At 55.4% G+C, this 17,097-nt stretch carries 13 protein-coding genes; 3 read left to right on the top strand and 10 right to left on the bottom strand.

Annotation, left to right across the window (positions count from 1 at the left end; translation table 11 throughout):
* The 3 genes from NCG91_RS27355 to NCG91_RS27345 all read left to right on the top strand — a co-directional run.
* A partial coding sequence (locus NCG91_RS27355) for a DUF4123 domain-containing protein (RefSeq protein ID WP_251351971.1) occupies nucleotides 1-1,036 on the top strand: 1,036 nt, incomplete at its 5' end.
* A 13-nt stretch (nucleotides 1,037-1,049) separates the two neighbouring features.
* Nucleotides 1,050-1,712, top strand: a complete 663-nt coding sequence (locus NCG91_RS27350) for a hypothetical protein (RefSeq protein ID WP_251351970.1) — start codon at nucleotides 1,050-1,052, stop codon at nucleotides 1,710-1,712.
* Nucleotides 1,713-1,715: 3 nt separating this feature from the next.
* On the top strand, nucleotides 1,716-3,359 hold the full coding sequence (locus tag NCG91_RS27345; protein ID WP_251351969.1) for a T6SS phospholipase effector Tle1-like catalytic domain-containing protein: 1,644 nt from the start codon (nucleotides 1,716-1,718) through the stop codon (nucleotides 3,357-3,359).
* Nucleotides 3,360-3,377: 18 nt separating this feature from the next.
* Here the strand turns inward: NCG91_RS27345 and NCG91_RS27340 are convergent, their stop codons facing one another.
* The 10 genes from NCG91_RS27340 to NCG91_RS27295 all read right to left on the bottom strand — a co-directional run bounded on the left by NCG91_RS27340 (nucleotide 3,378) and on the right by NCG91_RS27295 (nucleotide 16,891).
* Nucleotides 3,378-4,481, bottom strand: a complete 1,104-nt coding sequence (locus NCG91_RS27340; protein WP_251351968.1) for a hypothetical protein — start codon at nucleotides 4,479-4,481, stop codon at nucleotides 3,378-3,380.
* Nucleotides 4,478-5,314 carry a PoNe immunity protein domain-containing protein gene (locus NCG91_RS27335; protein WP_251351967.1) on the bottom strand — a complete coding sequence of 279 codons (837 nt, stop codon included), beginning with the start codon at nucleotides 5,312-5,314 and terminating at the stop codon, nucleotides 4,478-4,480. Before NCG91_RS27335 ends, NCG91_RS27340 begins: the two co-directional genes overlap by 4 nt.
* 2 nt (nucleotides 5,315-5,316) lie before the next feature.
* Nucleotides 5,317-6,234 carry a PoNe immunity protein domain-containing protein gene (locus tag NCG91_RS27330; RefSeq protein WP_251351966.1) on the bottom strand — a complete coding sequence of 306 codons (918 nt, stop codon included), beginning with the start codon at nucleotides 6,232-6,234 and terminating at the stop codon, nucleotides 5,317-5,319.
* A 1-nt stretch (nucleotide 6,235) separates the two neighbouring features.
* On the bottom strand, nucleotides 6,236-7,117 hold the full coding sequence (locus tag NCG91_RS27325; RefSeq protein WP_251351965.1) for a PoNe immunity protein domain-containing protein: 882 nt from the start codon (nucleotides 7,115-7,117) through the stop codon (nucleotides 6,236-6,238).
* On the bottom strand, nucleotides 7,114-8,190 hold the full coding sequence (locus NCG91_RS27320) for a type VI immunity family protein (protein WP_180278583.1): 1,077 nt from the start codon (nucleotides 8,188-8,190) through the stop codon (nucleotides 7,114-7,116). The genes NCG91_RS27325 and NCG91_RS27320 overlap by 4 nt, the downstream gene beginning before the upstream one ends.
* 233 nt (nucleotides 8,191-8,423) lie before the next feature.
* Nucleotides 8,424-9,449, bottom strand: a complete 1,026-nt coding sequence (locus NCG91_RS27315; RefSeq protein ID WP_251351963.1) for a PoNe immunity protein domain-containing protein — start codon at nucleotides 9,447-9,449, stop codon at nucleotides 8,424-8,426.
* A 108-nt stretch (nucleotides 9,450-9,557) separates the two neighbouring features.
* Complete coding sequence (locus tag NCG91_RS27310) at nucleotides 9,558-10,583, bottom strand: PoNe immunity protein domain-containing protein (RefSeq protein WP_251351962.1); 1,026 nt, start codon at nucleotides 10,581-10,583, stop codon at nucleotides 9,558-9,560.
* Nucleotides 10,584-10,941: 358 nt separating this feature from the next.
* Complete coding sequence (locus NCG91_RS27305; RefSeq protein WP_099664642.1) at nucleotides 10,942-11,967, bottom strand: PoNe immunity protein domain-containing protein; 1,026 nt, start codon at nucleotides 11,965-11,967, stop codon at nucleotides 10,942-10,944.
* A gap of 2 nt (nucleotides 11,968-11,969) precedes the next feature.
* Nucleotides 11,970-13,730, bottom strand: coding sequence for a hypothetical protein (locus tag NCG91_RS27300; RefSeq protein WP_251351960.1), 1,761 nt, complete (start codon nucleotides 13,728-13,730; stop codon nucleotides 11,970-11,972).
* Nucleotides 13,727-16,891 (bottom strand): type VI secretion system Vgr family protein, encoded by a 3,165-nt coding sequence (locus NCG91_RS27295; protein ID WP_251351959.1) that lies wholly within the window; start codon nucleotides 16,889-16,891, stop codon nucleotides 13,727-13,729. The genes NCG91_RS27300 and NCG91_RS27295 overlap by 4 nt, the downstream gene beginning before the upstream one ends.
* Between the last annotated feature and the right edge of the window lie 206 nt (nucleotides 16,892-17,097).

The raw sequence follows: 17,097 nt of genomic DNA, 5'->3' as shown, positions 1-17,097 counted from the left end.
CGGGGCCATCCCGTGCAAGCTACCCGCTGCCGGTCATGCCTCGCAGTATTTGCAAGGAATGTCTGTTAAATGCGGCCAGGAGCGGCTCGCCCTTTGCCGCGAAGGGGGAGTAAGCATGCGCGACGACGATGGCGGGGCCCCCGCCTGCGGTTTGCAGTTGCTTGCGCTGCTCGATAGCCATCCTGCCGACCAGGGTGTGACCCTGTACAGCTTGATTGATGGCGCCAAGTTTGATGGTTTGGCCCGTATCCGCTTGCCAAGCGATCACAGCGTTGAGTTGTATTCCTTGTTAGGTGAATTGGCCGAGCCAGACGCCCTGTACGCCGGCCCGATATTGTTGCGGCATATCAAGCGCGAGCAATGTCCCTTGCTCGCCCAATTGCTTTGCACTGCCGGCAGCGCCCATTTCATGTCGCTGATTGTTTCTGGCCGGCCCCTGCCGCAAGTGCTGGAACGGCTGACGTGGCTGACCGAGGTGGAGCACGATGACGGTACGGAGTGGATCATGCGCTACTACGATCCGCTTATCCTGCCGCACTGGCTGGACGTGCTGGAAACGGCGCAGCGCAAGGCTGCACTCGCAGAAATCACGGGCTGGTTGTACATGGACGTGCGTGGGAAGCCACAAATTGTACCTGGCGAGAAGGATGAGGAGTCTGCGTCCCTTGGAAGCGAACGAATGCTTTTGACACAACATCAATATGTCGAGCTGATGAATAGAGCAGCGCCGTACATGCTGATGAAGCAAATGGAGAGCGATGATCCGCAGGCGTTAGATGGTTTACCTCCGGATCAGCGCTATGACTTTTTCTTTCAACAGCTGGGCAGGGCGCAGGCATATGGACTCAGTTCGGCCACAGACTTGAAAAGCTACTGCATGTTGTCGCTCATGCTGGGCGCCGATTTTCATCTGTCCTCGCTCGCCGCCATCGCTTTGCAGGCCACGGGAACGGCGCAGTCATTCAGCGACCGGATATTGGCCTGGACTCCCCAGCAATGGGCTGCACTCGAAGAAATTTCCGCTTCCAGCATATGAATGCGATCCCGACATGAAAAAACTGACCTCTATCGTATTGTGCCTGGTTTTTTTGGCCGCTTGCAATTCCAAGGAAAAGGAAAATCGCTTGCAACAGGAATTAAGCGAGAAAACCTTCACTACCACCTCATATAACTACACGCCGTACGATATTTACTCCATCACCTTCAAGGGTATTTCACTGCCATTCAAGATCGATGAAGCTCCCAGCGGCGGTTCCATTTTTTTTCGCGATGCCAGCGAGGCGGAAATGGACAATGGTGAAAAAGTCCGTTTCAGTAGCGGAAATTGCTGTTTTATCTGGGACACTCCCGTGGATAAACCGCTGAGAGTGCGGGTGGTCTGGAGCGTGGTGTTCGATACTGCCTATCACAATGGAAAATCGAGTGTTGACTATGACGAACGCACTTCCAGGCAGAGTTCTCCCGGAAGCCGCTGGTGTCAGGCCACTGTGGACATCCTGCCCGCCAAAGGGCCAGATCGCCCAACCACCGTGCTCTTGCACTTTCTTGCCGATGGAACAGTCCAGGCACATCTGGGAACCTTCAAGACGCAGGCGCCACTTGCTGCCGAGCAAGTGAAACTGCATGCCACGCGCCTTCCCCAAGGCCAGTTCTGCAAGCAGGAAATCGAGAATCCTTTTTATGGCATACCTCGCACACCGCATAGGGAATAGACCATGAGTAAACCAACGATACGCCGGCTTAGCGACGTCACGAAGAGTGAAAGGCTTGCCCGAGGAATTTATCGCAAGGAATTGGAAAAATGTGCGAAGGAGTCGGATTGCCGAAAGCCCGTCTGGATCAGCTGTTTTTTTGACGGAACTGGAAATAATTTCAAAAAAGATGGAAATGGTTCGCTGGCTTCGTCGAATGTAAAGTACAGCAATATTGCGAAACTGGGAAAGTTTGCGCATACGGCCGAAGATGAAAAAAACAAGACCTACGCGATATATACGCCAGGGGTCGGCACGCCGTTTCCGGAAATTCAAGACAGCGGTGATGGAATCGATGGGGCGCTCGGCATGGCATCGGCTGCAAAAGGGCAGGCCCGGATCAGCTGGATGCTGAAGGAGTTGAAGGTGCGGGTGGACAAGCACATGCCGCATGTAAATCAAATCAATGTTGCCGTGTTTGGTTTCAGTCGGGGGGCGGCCCAGGCGCGGGCCTTTGTGCGTCAGTTGGCTGGACAGTGTTATCAGCAGGGAGATGGATTGATTTGGATCAAAAGTGGCGGATTTACTCAGCCGCGTCTGGTGATTTACTTCCTCGGTATTTTTGATACCGTGGCCTCGGTGGGGTTTGGCGGTAGCCGCCTTGAGTCGAATCTCAAATATCACCTGGGACCTGTCTGGGGCGGCGTGATGTATCTGGCAGACGAGGGCGGCCATGCGGAATGGGCCTCCGATCTGCGTATTCCACCGTATGTGCGCTTTTGCGAGCATTATGTCGCAGCGCATGAAGTGCGCGAGAAATTTCCATCGGACTCTATTCGAATCGACCAGGCCACTGACTCGAACTGTCGGGAAACCCTTTATCCCGGGGCACACTCCGACGTGGGCGGCGGTTATGACGACATGAATCAGGAAGGACGGTCAAACGAACTGGCACGCATTCCGCTGTGCAATATGTATCTGTCGGCATATGCCGCCGGGGTGCCGTTCAAGTCACCCGAAGAGGTCCTTCAGGATTATGGCTCGCTGTTTAACATCAGCAGCGAATTGGAGGCATGCTTCGACGCTTACATGAAGCACGTCAGCGCGGACAAGCGGCTCGAGACGCAAGTCATCAGCCACATGAACAATTACTATCATTGGCGCTGGGGACGCACGGAACGCCAGCGCGCGGCGCGCAAAGAACGCGAAGCCATCATCGCAAAGGGGCAGTCCGTCATGTATGCCACGCCGGACAAGTACATGACCACGACGGACAGCGAATGGGAACGCGACGTTCAGAATATTGCAGAAAAGAAAACAGGCTTGTTTCGCAGTGCCACGGAACCGCTGGAGGACGCGATCTACGATGCCTGGAAAGGCAAGCTCCGAAAGTCGCTGTCGGTGGCCGAGCGGACTTTATTTGACAAATTCTTCGATCGCTATGTGCATGATTCTGTTGCGGGATTCAAGAATCAGATGAGTGACGCCAGTATCGGCTTTGTTGAAGCCAGTCGCTGGTCCCGAAACCGGCAGTATTTCATGGGAAAACGAGGAAAGAAATATCTGTATTGGCGATACGAGGGGGCAAAACCGGCATCGGGCGGCGTAAAAGAGGCGATGCTGGTGCCGAAAGAAGCGTCGACAGGTGGCGACACGGCGATAGCCTAGCAGAAACGGGCCTAACCGCTATCTGGCGCGGGCCGCCGCCCTAGCTTGCTTGTCGCACTCGCGCACGGCCGCTTTGCATGCGGAAAACACTTCCAGATACGTCACGGTGGCCTGCCGCTCTTCGACCAGTTCCGCCACCCGCTGCGTGAGCTGCAACGGTGTCGTCGGGGGCAGTTTTTCGAGTTTCTTGCTGATGTCTTTGAGGGAGCGTTGCTGATGCGCCAGTTCCGCTGCCAGCACGGCCTTGCGCTCGGCAGCGGGCAGGGCCGGATACAGCCTGCCGTTGCCGGCCTTGACGCTGCCATCCGCCGTCATCGACTGCGATTCGTGCGGGGCGCGAAATTCCAGCGCCAACTTGCCATCGGCTTGCACGACGACCAGCAGCTCCTCGGTGGTATTGCCGGCAGGCAACGGCAGCGTGCGCGTTTCCGGCTTGCCGTCCGGCAGCCAGCGGTACTCGATGGTCAGCTGTACCGGTTTGTGCGGCGTGGCCGGCAGGTAGAAACAGCAATGGGCGGCGCTGCTCATGTAAGGGTTCAGGGGATCGGTATCGACGGCATTGGCCGGATTGCCGGCATCGCTGACGCCGACCTGGATGGGACGGGCGCTGTAGTTCAGGGTGCTGACCGCTATCTTCGCTTCATCGGCCCGGGGCCGGTAATCGTGCTGGCCGCGCTCGCCGCGTTCGGCATGGCCTGCCAGCAGCGGCCGGCGCTGCATGGACTTGATGCCGATGGCAAAGATATGACTCAGGTAGCCGGTATCCGAACGGCCGTCGCGCGAATAGCTGTCGCCGGGCGTGCGGTACAGGTAGCCGATGTCTGCGATGGCCAGGGTGCGTACCTTGCTGTCCTGCGGAAATAGTGCTTCCTCCAGATAGCGGTCCCTGGCGCCCATCACCTTTCCAGAGAGCACGCCAGCCCACGCCCGTTCCCCTGCGAAGCGGGGAAAGACGTTGAATTCGCCGTTGATGAACGGTTCGATTTTCAGCACATCCTGCGTCATGCCCGTGACGGGATCGATGACGGAATAAATCCCAGGGAAGGGGGCGTCGGTGGCGTGCGAGAGCGTGGGCATGGCGCAGAGGAGGCAGGCTGCGATCACGGCGGGTTTGTGGCTCATGCCGGCTCCGATCGCATACTGGGTGGCTGACGGTGGAATGCCACCAGGTCGGCGGGATAGAATTTGGCATCGCGGTAGCTGCTATCGTCGATATCGAGCAGGCAAGTGATGGCCGCCGTTTCCCATGACCAGTAGCCTGAAAAGGACGTGTCGCGCGCGTGGCTGTCATAGTAGGGTTCGCGGCGGCTGGCGTCATACCATTGCCTCAGGTAATCCTTCATCAGCGCCGGGCGCTGGTTTTTTTCTGCCGCAAATATCTTGAGCGTCTTGACGTAGGGCAAGTGGCGGGTACATTCCGGCCAGGCGGTATCCCTGTTATCGATGGAAAATGCCAGCAGGCGTTCGACCAGCCCATCTTTTTCGTGGTTGTTGAAATCGATGACTGGCGCCAGGCGGGGCAGCAAATTGCCCCAACCCAGGAGAATGCCAAGGCAGATCATGCGGTTGACCTGCTCGTAGCCATCACCGGGCAGGGCGAAGTGGGGAAATCCCTGTTCCGCAGCGCAGGCCTGCACGTCAAAAGCCCTGTCGTAGTTGGCAAACTCTTCCCAGTATTCGAGTATCGTGGGATACAGCGCGCGCAGATCGGCTATCGTATGGCCGGCGCTGTAAGCCAGGCTGAGCAGGTCTATGCCATCCCAGGCCCGCTGGCGCGTGGCCGTCATGAAATTTTCTGGCGGGATATTTTGCAGTACTTCGGCAGGCTGTTGCAAGCCTGCCTCCACCATGTCGAAGCACTCGTCCAGACTGTCTTTGCTTTCAAGGTAAATTGCGTAGGACAGCAGCGGTTCCCTGCGCCTGGCCAAAAAAATGTGTTCGTCCAGAGTCTGCATTCTTACTCCCGAAAGTCCGTGTCACGGCAGGGCTGTTTGCCTTCGACATGCCCGCCATCGCTTGCCTCGTTCCTATCCATGCTGGTATAGCGACCTTCTTTCGATAACTGTCGCGCATAGTCAACGAGGTCTTTTGGATAGACCAAATGGTCTATGTCGCTGTCATCAAGGTCAAAAACAAAAACCATTGCAGCTGCTTCAAATGCCCAATAACCATAATATGGCGCGTAGCCTTCATCGCTGATTCTGAGATGGCCGTTGTACCAGCGTGGATGGTCCTTCATCGCCGGGTACCATTGTTTCAAATATTTCTTGAGTAAATTTCGTGCCGAATTTTCATCATCTTCATACACTGTCTGCAGCAAGACATCGTACGGTTTGCCCAGTAAGCAAGTGTCGATCATGATCGCATCCTCCATATAGGCGCTAATCAGTTCCTCGAACAAGCCATCCTGTCCACGGTGGCTGCTAAGTATGCGTATGATGCGACTGACCGAACGCTGGTCACGCAATAATATAGCGATACTCAGTAATTGCAGCGTATCTTCATAATCGGCAAGGTCGCCAAAATTTGGTGCTGCCCGATATCTATATGGGCCATATTCAGGGTATTTCGATAATATTTCCTTCTGATGTACTTGATCGACTTCATTCCACTCCGCAAACTTGTCCACGATGCCAGACAGGCGGGGTGCGAGGTCCTCTATGGGCATGCCCGCAGTGTAATCGAGTAGCCAAATCCAGAAATTTTCAAGATACAGAAAATTGTAAGCCAGACTGAGATCTGCCGCGGATTCAGCCGATTCCTTATTTTTTTGTTGGACTTGTATCAGGGCAAGCGAATTTTCCAGGGTTTTTTCATACAGTTCCTGGTAAATGAATTGCTGGCGGCGGCGATCATCGAATGGTGGATTTTTCATTTTATTCGCCGCCTTCTCGTTTGGCCGATGGCTTCATCTCCACGCTGCTGTGGCGACCTTCTTTCCGTAGCTGGCGCGCATAATCGACCAGGTCCTTGGGATAGACGAGATGGTCGATCTGGCTGTCGTCCAGGTCGAGCATAAAGACGGTCGCTCCGGCTTCAAAGGCCCAGTAACCGTAATAGGGAGCGTATCCTTCGTCCCTGATTCTCAGATGCCCGTCGTACCAGCGGGGATGACCTTTCATGGCTGGATACCACTGTTTCAGGTATTTCTGGACCAGTTTGAGTATCTCTCTCTCATTGTTTTCATAGAAAACCTGAAGCAAAGTACCATAGGGCTTTTCGAGTATGCACGAATCAAGATCTTGCTTATCCTCGACATATGCGCCAATCAATTGCTCAAATAATCCATCTTGGCCACGGTGGCTGCGTAACACATGGATGATGCGCAAGACCGAATGTTGATCGCGCAGTAATAGTGCAATACTGAGTAGTTGTAGCGTGTTCTCATAATGTGCAAGCGTGGAAAAGTCTGGTGCTCCCTTGTATTCGTACGGCCCATAATCCGGAAACTCAAGCGCCGCTTCCTGTTGACAGAATTGATCGACCTCATTCCACTCTTCAAACTTATCCACGATGCCGGCGATACGCGGCGCCAGTGCATCGATCGGTTCACCCGCTGTGTAATCCAGCATCCAGATCCAGAACGCTTCCAAATACAGAAACTGATGTACCACAGAGTTTTCCAGCGTTGATTCCACTATTTTTTTATTTGCAAGTCGGACTGCAATTAATGCGAGCAGATTTTCCCGCGTTTTATGATAAAGATCTTCGTAGAGAAATTTCTGCCGGCGCCGCATATCGAACGGGGCGGCCATCATTGTTTGTCCGTCGTTTTTGCTGCTCGCTGGCGCAACTCGGCGCTGGGCCAGTCGCTGTCGGCGTCGAAGCGCCGCATCCAGCGTAGCGAGTCGGCGTCATTGAAGCGTTCGTTAGGGTCGCCGTCCCATTGGCCAAAGCCCAGCAGCGCCATGTGGTCGTTGCGGATCGGCTTGAGCAGTTTGTTGAGCAGCGCCGGCAATTCCGGCACGCCGTCCTCCACCGGGTAGAGGGCCGGTTCCTCGCCCAGTTCGATCCATAGGCCTGCGCCGAGCTCGTCGATCCGGATGTGCGGATGTTGCAGGCTGAGTTTTATCTGGTCGCGGCTGAGATCCAATTTTTCGCGCCACATATCCGACAGCAGGAAGCCCCAGGTTGGCGGGCGAATGCCGTCTGCCAGCGAGCCGCTCATGGAAAAAGGATAATCAATGTCCAAACCAAAAAATCGAGGTGCCAGAGAGCGTTCCCACACGGTCACTGCCGAGCGGGTGCCGAAAGCAATCGGATTGGCCATCGAAAAGCCGCTATAAACCTGATCAGGTTTTAGTTTTTCCATGGTTTCCAGAACAAACCGCCGCCATGCATTCTTGTTATCCTTCCACCATGACCAGCGATAGTAGAATTGAATGAATGAGTAATCCCTGTTTGACGGTTCTGAATTATCGTTCATATGATCCCGCATTTTCCAGAAATATCCAGCAGTGGAAGGCGACGAGTTATGTTTTTTCTGATCGGTAAAATTGAAAATGAAATAGTCTTCTTTTTTTGTTTTTCTTGCAAACTCACGCAGATCAGGTAAACGTTTCGATCCGTAAGGGTGCGGTCTCTCAGAACTCGGATGCGTTGCGATAATATATGGATTTCCTGTGATTTTATAAAATTCTTCATGGATATCAATCATGAGATTGGATATGTCAAGATGGCGTTTAGTATCATACAAGAAGTAAAATGTTATGAAAGGAGACACCCCCAGATCTTGATTACCATCGTCACAGGACATGTTTGGCCATTCTTTGAGGTCAGCAACCATTCCCTCTACATCTTCGGCAGTAAAAAAACGTTCCGTTGTGCTCATCTTTTCTCCTCTCACTGCATTGTTTCTTTACGCCTTCATAAAACGCCACACCGTCAAGCCATAGGCAGAATCCAGATTGCTCATGATCTCGCCCTGTTCAAATCGCCGGGTTGACGGAGGAACGTCCAGCGCTTGCCACTGGCCGGCCTGCGGGCAGACCTAGCCGGCTTCAGCGCGCAATTCCAAAGGCCCCTGCACTGGACCAGCCGCTGACTGTGCGAGATGGAATTTGGCTATTGTTCTTCACTCCAATGCCAGATGGTTTCACCGTATGCCGCATCGTCAAAAACAGGCATCACTTGGCCTTGCGCGAAGTGGCTACGGCTGTGTAACCTTGTTGGGGCTTCCCAGAAGCCAGTTTGGGGGCAGGGGTGACCACCCTCAACACGACCGGCCTTATTTATTAAGTCAGTATCCATGCTTGTGTAACGGTGTTCCGCGCGTAACTTGCGGCCATAATTGACCAAGTCTTTAGGGTAGACCAGATGATCGATAGCGCTGTCGTCCAGATCGAGAATAAAGACTGCAGCTCCGGCTTCAAATGCCCAATAGCCATAATAGCCAGCATAGCCCTCTTCGCTGATCCTAAGGTGCTCGTCATGCCAGCGTGGATGATCCTTCATTGCCGGATACCACTGTTGTAAATATTGCTTGAGCAAGCTGAGTGTGGCCGTCTCATTTTCTTCATAAAACACACCTAGCAAGGTGTCATAAGGGACGCCAAGCACACAGGTATTGCGCTCGACGACGTTGTCGATATAAGCACTGATCAATTGCTCGAACAGGCCATCTTGACCGCGATGGCTACGTAGTACGTGGATGATGCGTTGGACCGAACGCTGATCGCGTAGCAAGATGGCAATGCTCAGCAGTTGCAGTGTGTCTTCGTAGTCGGAAAGTGTCGAGAAATCGGGCGCCCCAGAATATTTATATGGACCATATTCAGGCAGCTTCAGTGCACACTCCTGTTGACACTTTTGATCCACTTCGTTCCACTCTTCAAATTTGTCCACGATATCGGCGATTTGAGGCGCCAGTTGATCGAGGGTTATGCCAGCCGTGTAGTCAAGCATCCATATCCAGAGTAATTCCAGATACAGGAAATGATGAACGGAGGAGCTTTCGCCTATTGAATATGCATCCTTTCTGTTTTTTTCTCCTCCGCGGATCAAGGAAAGTTGATTTGTCCGTGTTTTTTTATAAAGTTCTTCATAAAGAAATTGTTGCCGACGCCGTTCGTGAAAGACGTTATTTTTCATGGTGAAGTACCATTTTTCTTGTTTGGTGCAGATTTCTTCAAGATGTTGTCGGACATTACTTTCAACGTAAATGCCTAACATACTTGGCAGTGTGAGATGAAATATTGACTATTGTCCTTCACTCCAGTGCCAGATTGTTTCGCCGTATGCCGCATCGTCAAAAACAGGCATCACCTGGCCTTGCGCGAAGTGGCTGCGGCTGTGTAACCTTGCTGAGGTTTCCCAGAAACCACTTTGGGGACACGGATTTCCCCCTTCAACACGGCGGACATTGTGCTGCTGTTTCGTATACAAGCTGGTGTAACGGTTTTCTTCGCGTAATTTTCGCCCGTAGTCCACAAGGTCTTTTGGATAGACCAGGTGATTGATACCGCTGTCATCGAGATCGAGTAGATAGACTGTTGCGCCTGCTTCGAATGCCCAGTAACCATAATAACCGGAATAACCTTCCTCGTTGATATGCAAGTGTTCGTCATACCAGCGTGGATGATCCTTCATGGCTGGATACCATAATTTCAAATATTTTTTAACAAGATTGAGCGTCGCACTTTCATCTTCTTCATAAAATACCTGCAGCAGCGTGTCATAGGGTTTTCCAAGAATGCAACTGTCTAGATTTATTTCTTCTTCGACATATCCTCCAATTAATTGTTCGAATAAGCCATCTTGGCCACGGTGACTACGTAGCACATTAATGATGCGCATGACCGATTGCTGGTCGCGCAGTAAAATGGCAATGCTAATTAATTGAAGAGTATTTTCGTATTCAAAAAGATTGGAAAATTGCGGGGCGCCGATATATTCGTAGGGGCCAAATTCTGGAAATTCAAGTGCCGCACCCTGTTGAAACGATTGATATACATCATTCCATTTTTCAAATGCATCGATAATGGCGACAAGGCGCGAGGCAAGTTCATGGATGGGGACGCCTGCGGTGTAGTCCAACATCCAGAGCCAAAATAGTTCGAGATGCAAGAACTGATAAATCGAATTTTCACTTTGCGTTGTGCTGGCTACATTTTCATTATCATGTCCTACTTCAATGAGAAAAAGTTGATTTTCCCGTGTTCTATTGTAAAGTTCTTCATGGAGAAATTGCTGTCTGCGTCGGTGATGAAAGGGTAAATCTTCCATGGCTACTTGCTTTTTTCTTGGGTAAATTGTATTCGTGTCAAAGAAGGTACGCGCATGCTGAAACCGCAATGCATGATTGCCTTTTTCAGTCGAGCATCAGCTCGATGGTTTCGAACATCAGTACCGTCGCTGTTTTTTATGCGTTCAGGAAGCGCCACACCGTCAAGCCATAGGCGCAATCCAGATTGCGCATGATCTCGCCTTATTCAAATCGCCGGGTTTGCGGCGGAATGTCCAGCGCTTGCCACTGTCCGGTCTGCGGGCAGGCCTCGCCGGCGTAGGCGTGCAATTCCAAAGGCTTATGCGCTGACGCAGCTCGGCGCTGGGCCAATCGCTGGCTGTGCGAGATGGAATTTGGCTATTGTTCTTCACTCCAATACCAGATGGTTTCACCGTATGCCGCATCGTCAAAAACAGGCATTATTTGGCCTTGCGCGAAGTGGCTGCGGCTGTGTAATTTTGCTGGGGTTTCCCAGAAGCCAGTTTGAGGGCAGGGCTGGCCGCCCTCGACGCGTCCCTTGCGCATCAGTGGTTCTGTTTCCTGACTGGTAAAGCGGCCTACTTCCCATAACTGTCGTGCATAATCGACCAGGTCTTTGGGGTAGACCAGATGGTCGATCTGGCTGTCGTCCAGGTCGAGTATAAAGACGGTCGCCCCTGCTTCGAATGCCCAGTAGCCGTAATAGGCGGCATAGCCTTCCTCGTTGATGTTGAGATGCTCATCGTACCAGCGCGGATGATTTCTCATAGCTGGGTACCACTGCTTCAGGTATTTTTGCAGCAGGACTAAGCTAGCTTTCTCATCTTCCTCATAGAATACTTGCAACAGGGTGTCGTAGGGTTTGCTGATAATGCAGGTGTCGAGGTCTTGACTGTCCTCGACATATGCGCCAATTAATTGTTCGAACAGCCCATCGTGGCCACGGTGGCTACGCAGTACGTGGATGATGCGTCGCACCGAACGCTGATCGCGTAGCAGGATGGCGATGCTGAGTAGTTGAAGCGTATCTTCATAATCGGAAAGGATAGAAAACTGTGGCGCTCCCTCGTATTCGTATGGCCCGTATTCTGGAAAGTCAAGCGCCGCTTCCTGTTGATAAAGTTGATCGACTTCATTCCATTCTTCAAATTTATCCACGATGCCTGCAATGCGCGGCGCCAGTGCATCGATCGGCTCACCTGCCGTATAGTCGAGTATCCAGATCCATAGCGCTTCCAAATACAAAAACTGGTAAATGACAGTTTGACTTTGTGTTGATTCGGCCACTTTTTTGTTGGCAAGTTGACCTTTAATTAGTGAAAGTTGATTTTCTCGAGTTTTAGTGTAAAGCTCCTCATAAAGGAATTGTTGGCGACGGCGTTCATGGAATTCTGGGTTCTTCATTGTTATTTTCTCCGCTTTCTCTTTCCTGAAACTGCTTTGCTTGATTTATTCTTGTTCTCTTGCTGTTCTTGTTGATCGACTGGTTTTTTAGACGTTGCTTTTTCGAGGCTTCTACGTCCTTTGTCTATGCGATCAATTTCCATATAGTTGAATGTGTCGCTTATGCCATGAGTTTCTTTGTGTTTGTCATGTATTTTTATATTGTAATGATCACCTGACGCGAGTAATTCCAATGTCGCTGCAAGATGGTCGACAACTCCAGGTGCTGCTGCTAACTTGAGCTTGCCATGCGGGTGTGCCGCCGTCACAAACGGATTAGAGAGTGCGGTGCTTCCCAGTATTAGATATGTCCAGCGATTTTTTAAATTTTCAACGGATTGCATGGCACCGTTTTTGGTGCTGTTGGTAAGCCATTTTTTCCCCATCTGCGTGCCCTTTATACGTTCACCGAGCAAAGTCCATAACATCAGCTCTCTGTCGTTGAGGGATGCCGGGGGGTGTGGGATATTGCCACGTTCCACTTCCTTTTGCAGCCGCTGGAACAGTGTGTAGGCACTGCTACTGAATTTTGCTTCGATGAAATGGAAAGTGTCGCTATTTGTCTGCCAGATGGTATCCACACCATTTTGTAGCATTTTTTTTAAGTCTTCGGGTACAAGCTCTGTCGGGCGTTTGTGTGCGTTATCGGGACCGACAACGCGCGGGTAGTCAAAGCGCCATTTTCCATTGACGTTACCGTGCGGCCAGGCGGTGGCTTTTTTAAGCACGTGTTCCATATGATAATAATCTGCCATATGCTCGCCGATGAGTCCCTTTGGCCCGAATGGCACTTTGGACAGCAATTCGCGAATCGGCCGCGACGTATTCTTCACCGGTGCAGTGCCGCCGTCGCTGCTCTGGCGGTGCGAGTCGTCCACGGGTTTGTGTTCCTTGCCCTTGCCCGGCGAGTCCCGTTCTTTGGTTTTTGCTTTGGTATCCACGCCCTTGGTTTTTTTATCGGTGCTGATTGTGGGCGACTTGAACTGGGCGTGGGCGCTGTGCGGATGTGTGTTGCCGGGCTTGTGATTGTGCCTGGCTGCCGTATTGGCGCCGGTGCCGGCGGCGACGGCGATTTTTTTTGCCGCCCATAACGCGTCTTCGCCCAGCATGTCCTCGATCAAGTCCTGCAACGCCTTGGCGCCTTGCGCAATGCCGGCCTTGAGAGGGCCGCGCACCGCTTCGACTTGCGGCTTCATGTCGCGTGCCAAATGCTGCAAGTCCGACGGCAGCCACCAATGGCTGGTCGACAGGTAGCCGAGCAATTGCACGCAGTTGTCCAGCGCGCTCATGGCCGTGCTGATTGCCAGCTGGGTGTTTTGCGCCCACTGGAAGGTTTTCAGGAATTTGATCGCGGCGCCCTTGCTCTTGCCCAGCATGGCTTCGATCATGACATTGCCGCCAGCGGCCGCCGCGCCAACCTCCTTGCGGTACTTGCGCAAAGGCTTGATGATGGTCTTGAACAGGCTGCCGACTTCCGGAATGCAGCCGAACGCCGCCAGCGCCATGTCGACCCAGTCATCGCGGGTCGCGCGCGACACGCCTTTCCTGCCGACCCGGTAGATCATGCCCGAGACATCGCGCACATCCATCACTTGGTCAACCACGGGGATCAGGGAAATGGCGCCGCCGACGATCATGGCGGCCTTGCCCTGGTCATCCTCGAAGTCGCCCAGGATCAGGTCCTTGAAAAACTCTACAATCTCATCGACAAAGTTCTGGCTCATGGTTGGGGATCCGGTTTACTGCTTTTCCTGGCCGCTTCCAGCAATGCGGAAGCCTGTTTCAGCTGCTGCCTCGCTTGCTGCAGACGGGGTTCCGCTACCAATGGCGGCGCTACCCAGTCGCGCTGGTCCTCGCCATATTCAATGTGATATGCGCCGGGAGGAATGTTTTCGAGGCGGGCATGGCCCTTGTCGTTGAGCAATCCACTGAGTGAAGTACCATTGGCGAACGTGATTTTGTAGGGGGAGTTAATGACAGGTTCGAGATCGCCATAATGCAGGTTCAGTTCGACTGTCCGGCCCAGGTCGGCCGCATTCGGCATCGCCGGCAAGGTGGGCTGGCTGCTCGCCGCCCCCGTCAATTCCTTCATGCTGGCGTTGAAATCGATCTTGCCCGGGCCATGCAGCATGATGTTGCCACCTTCGAGGCGGATGTACGCGCCCTGGGCCGTCATCAGGATGTGCTGCTTGGCCGCCGCCGTGACGCTCTTGGCGGTGCTGCTGACGGTGATGGCCTTGTCGGCCGTCAGCCGTGTCGCATCGGACTGGCTTTGACTGCTGACCTTGCCGCTGGCCGCATGCAGGCGGATGCCGGTTTCCTGGTTGGGCTTATCCTTGCTGCTGGTCTTGCCATAGGTGAACAGGCTGATGCCTTTGCCCAGCGCGTACAGGCTGTTGCCCTGCGCGGCAAAGTTGAGATCCGCGCCCGCCGCCAGACTGCCATTGCCGCCGGCGACCAGCACGGCGTTGGCCGGCGTGGTGGCGGCGATGCCGGACGGACTGGATAATTGCAGCTGCGGGTCGCCATACGCACTGGCCTGGCCTTCGCCGCCCGCCGCCTGCTGGCCCTGGCCCGCAGCGGCGGCGCCCTCGGCCGTCGCGCCCAGGACATCGATGCTGTGCTGCATCTGGGCGAGGGCGGGGAGCTGGGCGGCTGGCGCAGGCGTCTCCGCCTGGTCCTGCGTGGCAGCGGAAGCTGGCGCGGCCGCACCGGCTGTGGCCGGGCTGGGCATTTCGAGCGCGAAATGTTTTTGCGCCTGCTCGGCCAGCGAGGTCTGCAGTTGCAAGCTTTGCCTGAGCTGTTCCAGCGCTTCCTGCGCATCCATCTGGCTGCCGCCGGCATCGCGGCCATGCGCCGACAGCAGCATGCCCGCTCCCGCGCGCAGGGCAGCGCTGTGTTCTGTTTTCAGCTCAGCGCCAAAGCCGGACGGCGCCAGCCGCTGGTTGTCGCTCTGGTGGCGCAAATGGCCCAGGTTCAGTTCGGCCGTGCCCTGGTGAGGGCCGGCGTGGCGCTGCAAGGCGACGCGGCCCTGGCCCGGGCTGTCGTCGAACACCAGCTGGCTGTAGGCGCCGCCGCCGCCCTGGCTGGCCTGCATGGCTTGCGTCTTGATGCCGGACAAGGCCGCCGGGTGGGCATGGGCGCCGGCCTGGCCGGGAAACCAGGCCGGCGCGTTGCCCGTCGCCGCGCCCGTGCCCTGGCTGACCTGGTTGTTTTGCGCGTCGGCCTGGCCGCGGCCGTTGTACAGCGTGCCGATGACGACGGGGCGGTCGATATTGCCTTCCAGGAAATCGACGAGCACTTCCTGGCCCACGCGGGGCAGGGCGTTGCTGCCCCAGTTGGCGCCGGCGACGGGGGCCAGCGGCGTGGCGACCCTGACCCAGGTGCCGGCGCTATCGTCGCCGGGGGCGCCCGTGTGGCCGTCGGCGGCCGGATGCGCCAGCCGGCTATGGCTTTGCGTCCCCCGCTGCCAGTGGAATTGCACCTTGATGCGGTGGTCGCGGTCCGTATGCAGCTGGACGCCGGCCGGGCCGACGACGATGGCGGTCTGCTGGCCCATGATGCTGGGGCGCGGATGCAGCAGCTGGCCGTGGTCATCGGCATAGCTGCTGCGGTAGGGGATCTTGCTGCGGATGGCGTCGATGCGGTTGCGGTAGGGCGGGCGTTCGCCGATGGTGTCGCCGACGGCATGCAGGCTGCCGGCCGCTTCGTCGCCGATCAGCGCGTCGAGCAAGCCCTTGCCGAAGCGCTGCAGCAGTCCGCCGCCCAGCTCCGCATCGAGGTTGTTATGCATCAGGTGCGCCGTGCGGGTGACGAGGAAGGTCGCTGCGTCGCCATCGCCCGCCGCGTCCGTTTGCGCCTGGCCGCTCAGGGTGAACGTGGTGCCGGGCGCCAGGGTGCGCACGGTGCCGGCGCCGGTAAACACTTCCCTGGCCGCCGTCAGTGCCTGCAACTGGCGCTCGGCAAGCCGTTGTCCGTGCTCGCGCGACGGGTAGGCATAGGCGCCGGGCGCGTCGCGGCTGAGCAGTGCCATCGTCCCGTCCCTGGCGCCAGCGGCGCTGATGGGGCGCTGGCCCAGCGCGCGGTAATCCCAGCTCGACAGTTCGATGCTGTTGGTTTGCTGGCGCAGTTGCATGCGCCAGCGGTCCATCGTGTCTTGCGGCATGACGGCGCCTGGCTGGCTGTAGGCGATGCTGGCCTGGGCGTTGGGCTTGAAGCTGCCGTTGTGGTCGGCGATGACGAGGGTATGGCTGCCCAGGCTGGCGCTGCCCGTATCGCCCGTGTGTTCCGCATAATAAAACAGCCCTTCCTCGCTCATCAGCCGGTCCGCAAAGGCCCAGTCGCTTTCCTGGTACTGGCTGCAGATGCTGCGTTTCGGATAGGCCGCGCGGTCGAGCAGGTCGAAGCGCCAGGCGGGCGCCAGCATGCCCTGGCCCTGGTAGCGGGCGAAGACGACTTCGAGGATGTCCGGTACCGCCAGGTCCTGGAAGACGCGGCTGTCGCGGCCGTGCGCCAGGAAGGCCGTCCACGGCTGCATGGTCAGGTTGTAGCGGGCAAAGCCGCCGTTCGCGCCCGCCAGTTCGACGGCGGTGATGTGGCCGTGGAACGGGCGCCAGTCCTCGGTGCCGGCGGCCGTGCGCAATTCCAGCAGGATGGGCTGGCCGATCAGCGACTTGAGGGGAATGGCTGCGTCGAGCGACAGGGCGGCGATGTTGAAGACATAGCCCAGTCCCAGGCCTTCCTCGCCGCGCACGCATTCGGCCAGCAGCTTGTCCGGGCCCAGGGGCGTGCTCAGCTTCAGCAGGCGCGTGGCCTGGCTGAAGCCGTTGGCGACGGGTGACGTAGCAGGTGACGGCGACGCGCTTGCTTGGACCGGTTCGGACATTGATTGGAACTCCGTGTGGAGAAATGAGCGTACTTGCAATTAATTCAATGACTTGCTTATAAGATTACACCTTAGAAATAGTGATTTAACAAGCGCGATTCAATTGAATCGTGCGGCAGGCCGGGTCGTGCGCGGGCCGTGCGGGCCGTTTTTGCCCCTTCTGCTAGAGTGCCGCTCTTGCCAATTCCACCATTGCAAAAAATACT

Source organism: Janthinobacterium kumbetense (genome assembly GCF_023703445.1).
GTDB classification, from domain to species: domain Bacteria; phylum Pseudomonadota; class Gammaproteobacteria; order Burkholderiales; family Burkholderiaceae_D; genus Janthinobacterium; species Janthinobacterium kumbetense.
The sequence above is the reverse complement of the archived record's forward strand: the minus strand, read 5'-3'. Positions and strand labels throughout refer to the sequence as shown.

Coding starts and splice junctions, on each gene's coding strand:
- NCG91_RS27335 (WP_251351967.1), bottom strand. CDS start 5,314: ATGCAGACTCTGGACGAACACATTTTTTTGGCCAGGCGCAGGGAACCG.
- NCG91_RS27310 (WP_251351962.1), bottom strand. CDS start 10,583: ATGGAAGATTTACCCTTTCATCACCGACGCAGACAGCAATTTCTCCAT.
- NCG91_RS27330 (WP_251351966.1), bottom strand. CDS start 6,234: ATGAAAAATCCACCATTCGATGATCGCCGCCGCCAGCAATTCATTTAC.
- NCG91_RS27300 (WP_251351960.1), bottom strand. CDS start 13,730: ATGAGCCAGAACTTTGTCGATGAGATTGTAGAGTTTTTCAAGGACCTG.
- NCG91_RS27315 (WP_251351963.1), bottom strand. CDS start 9,449: ATGAAAAATAACGTCTTTCACGAACGGCGTCGGCAACAATTTCTTTAT.
- NCG91_RS27340 (WP_251351968.1), bottom strand. CDS start 4,481: ATGAGCCACAAACCCGCCGTGATCGCAGCCTGCCTCCTCTGCGCCATG.
- NCG91_RS27345 (WP_251351969.1), top strand. CDS start 1,716: ATGAGTAAACCAACGATACGCCGGCTTAGCGACGTCACGAAGAGTGAA.
- NCG91_RS27350 (WP_251351970.1), top strand. CDS start 1,050: ATGAAAAAACTGACCTCTATCGTATTGTGCCTGGTTTTTTTGGCCGCT.
- NCG91_RS27295 (WP_251351959.1), bottom strand. CDS start 16,891: ATGTCCGAACCGGTCCAAGCAAGCGCGTCGCCGTCACCTGCTACGTCA.
- NCG91_RS27320 (WP_180278583.1), bottom strand. CDS start 8,190: ATGAGCACAACGGAACGTTTTTTTACTGCCGAAGATGTAGAGGGAATG.
- NCG91_RS27325 (WP_251351965.1), bottom strand. CDS start 7,117: ATGATGGCCGCCCCGTTCGATATGCGGCGCCGGCAGAAATTTCTCTAC.
- NCG91_RS27305 (WP_099664642.1), bottom strand. CDS start 11,967: ATGAAGAACCCAGAATTCCATGAACGCCGTCGCCAACAATTCCTTTAT.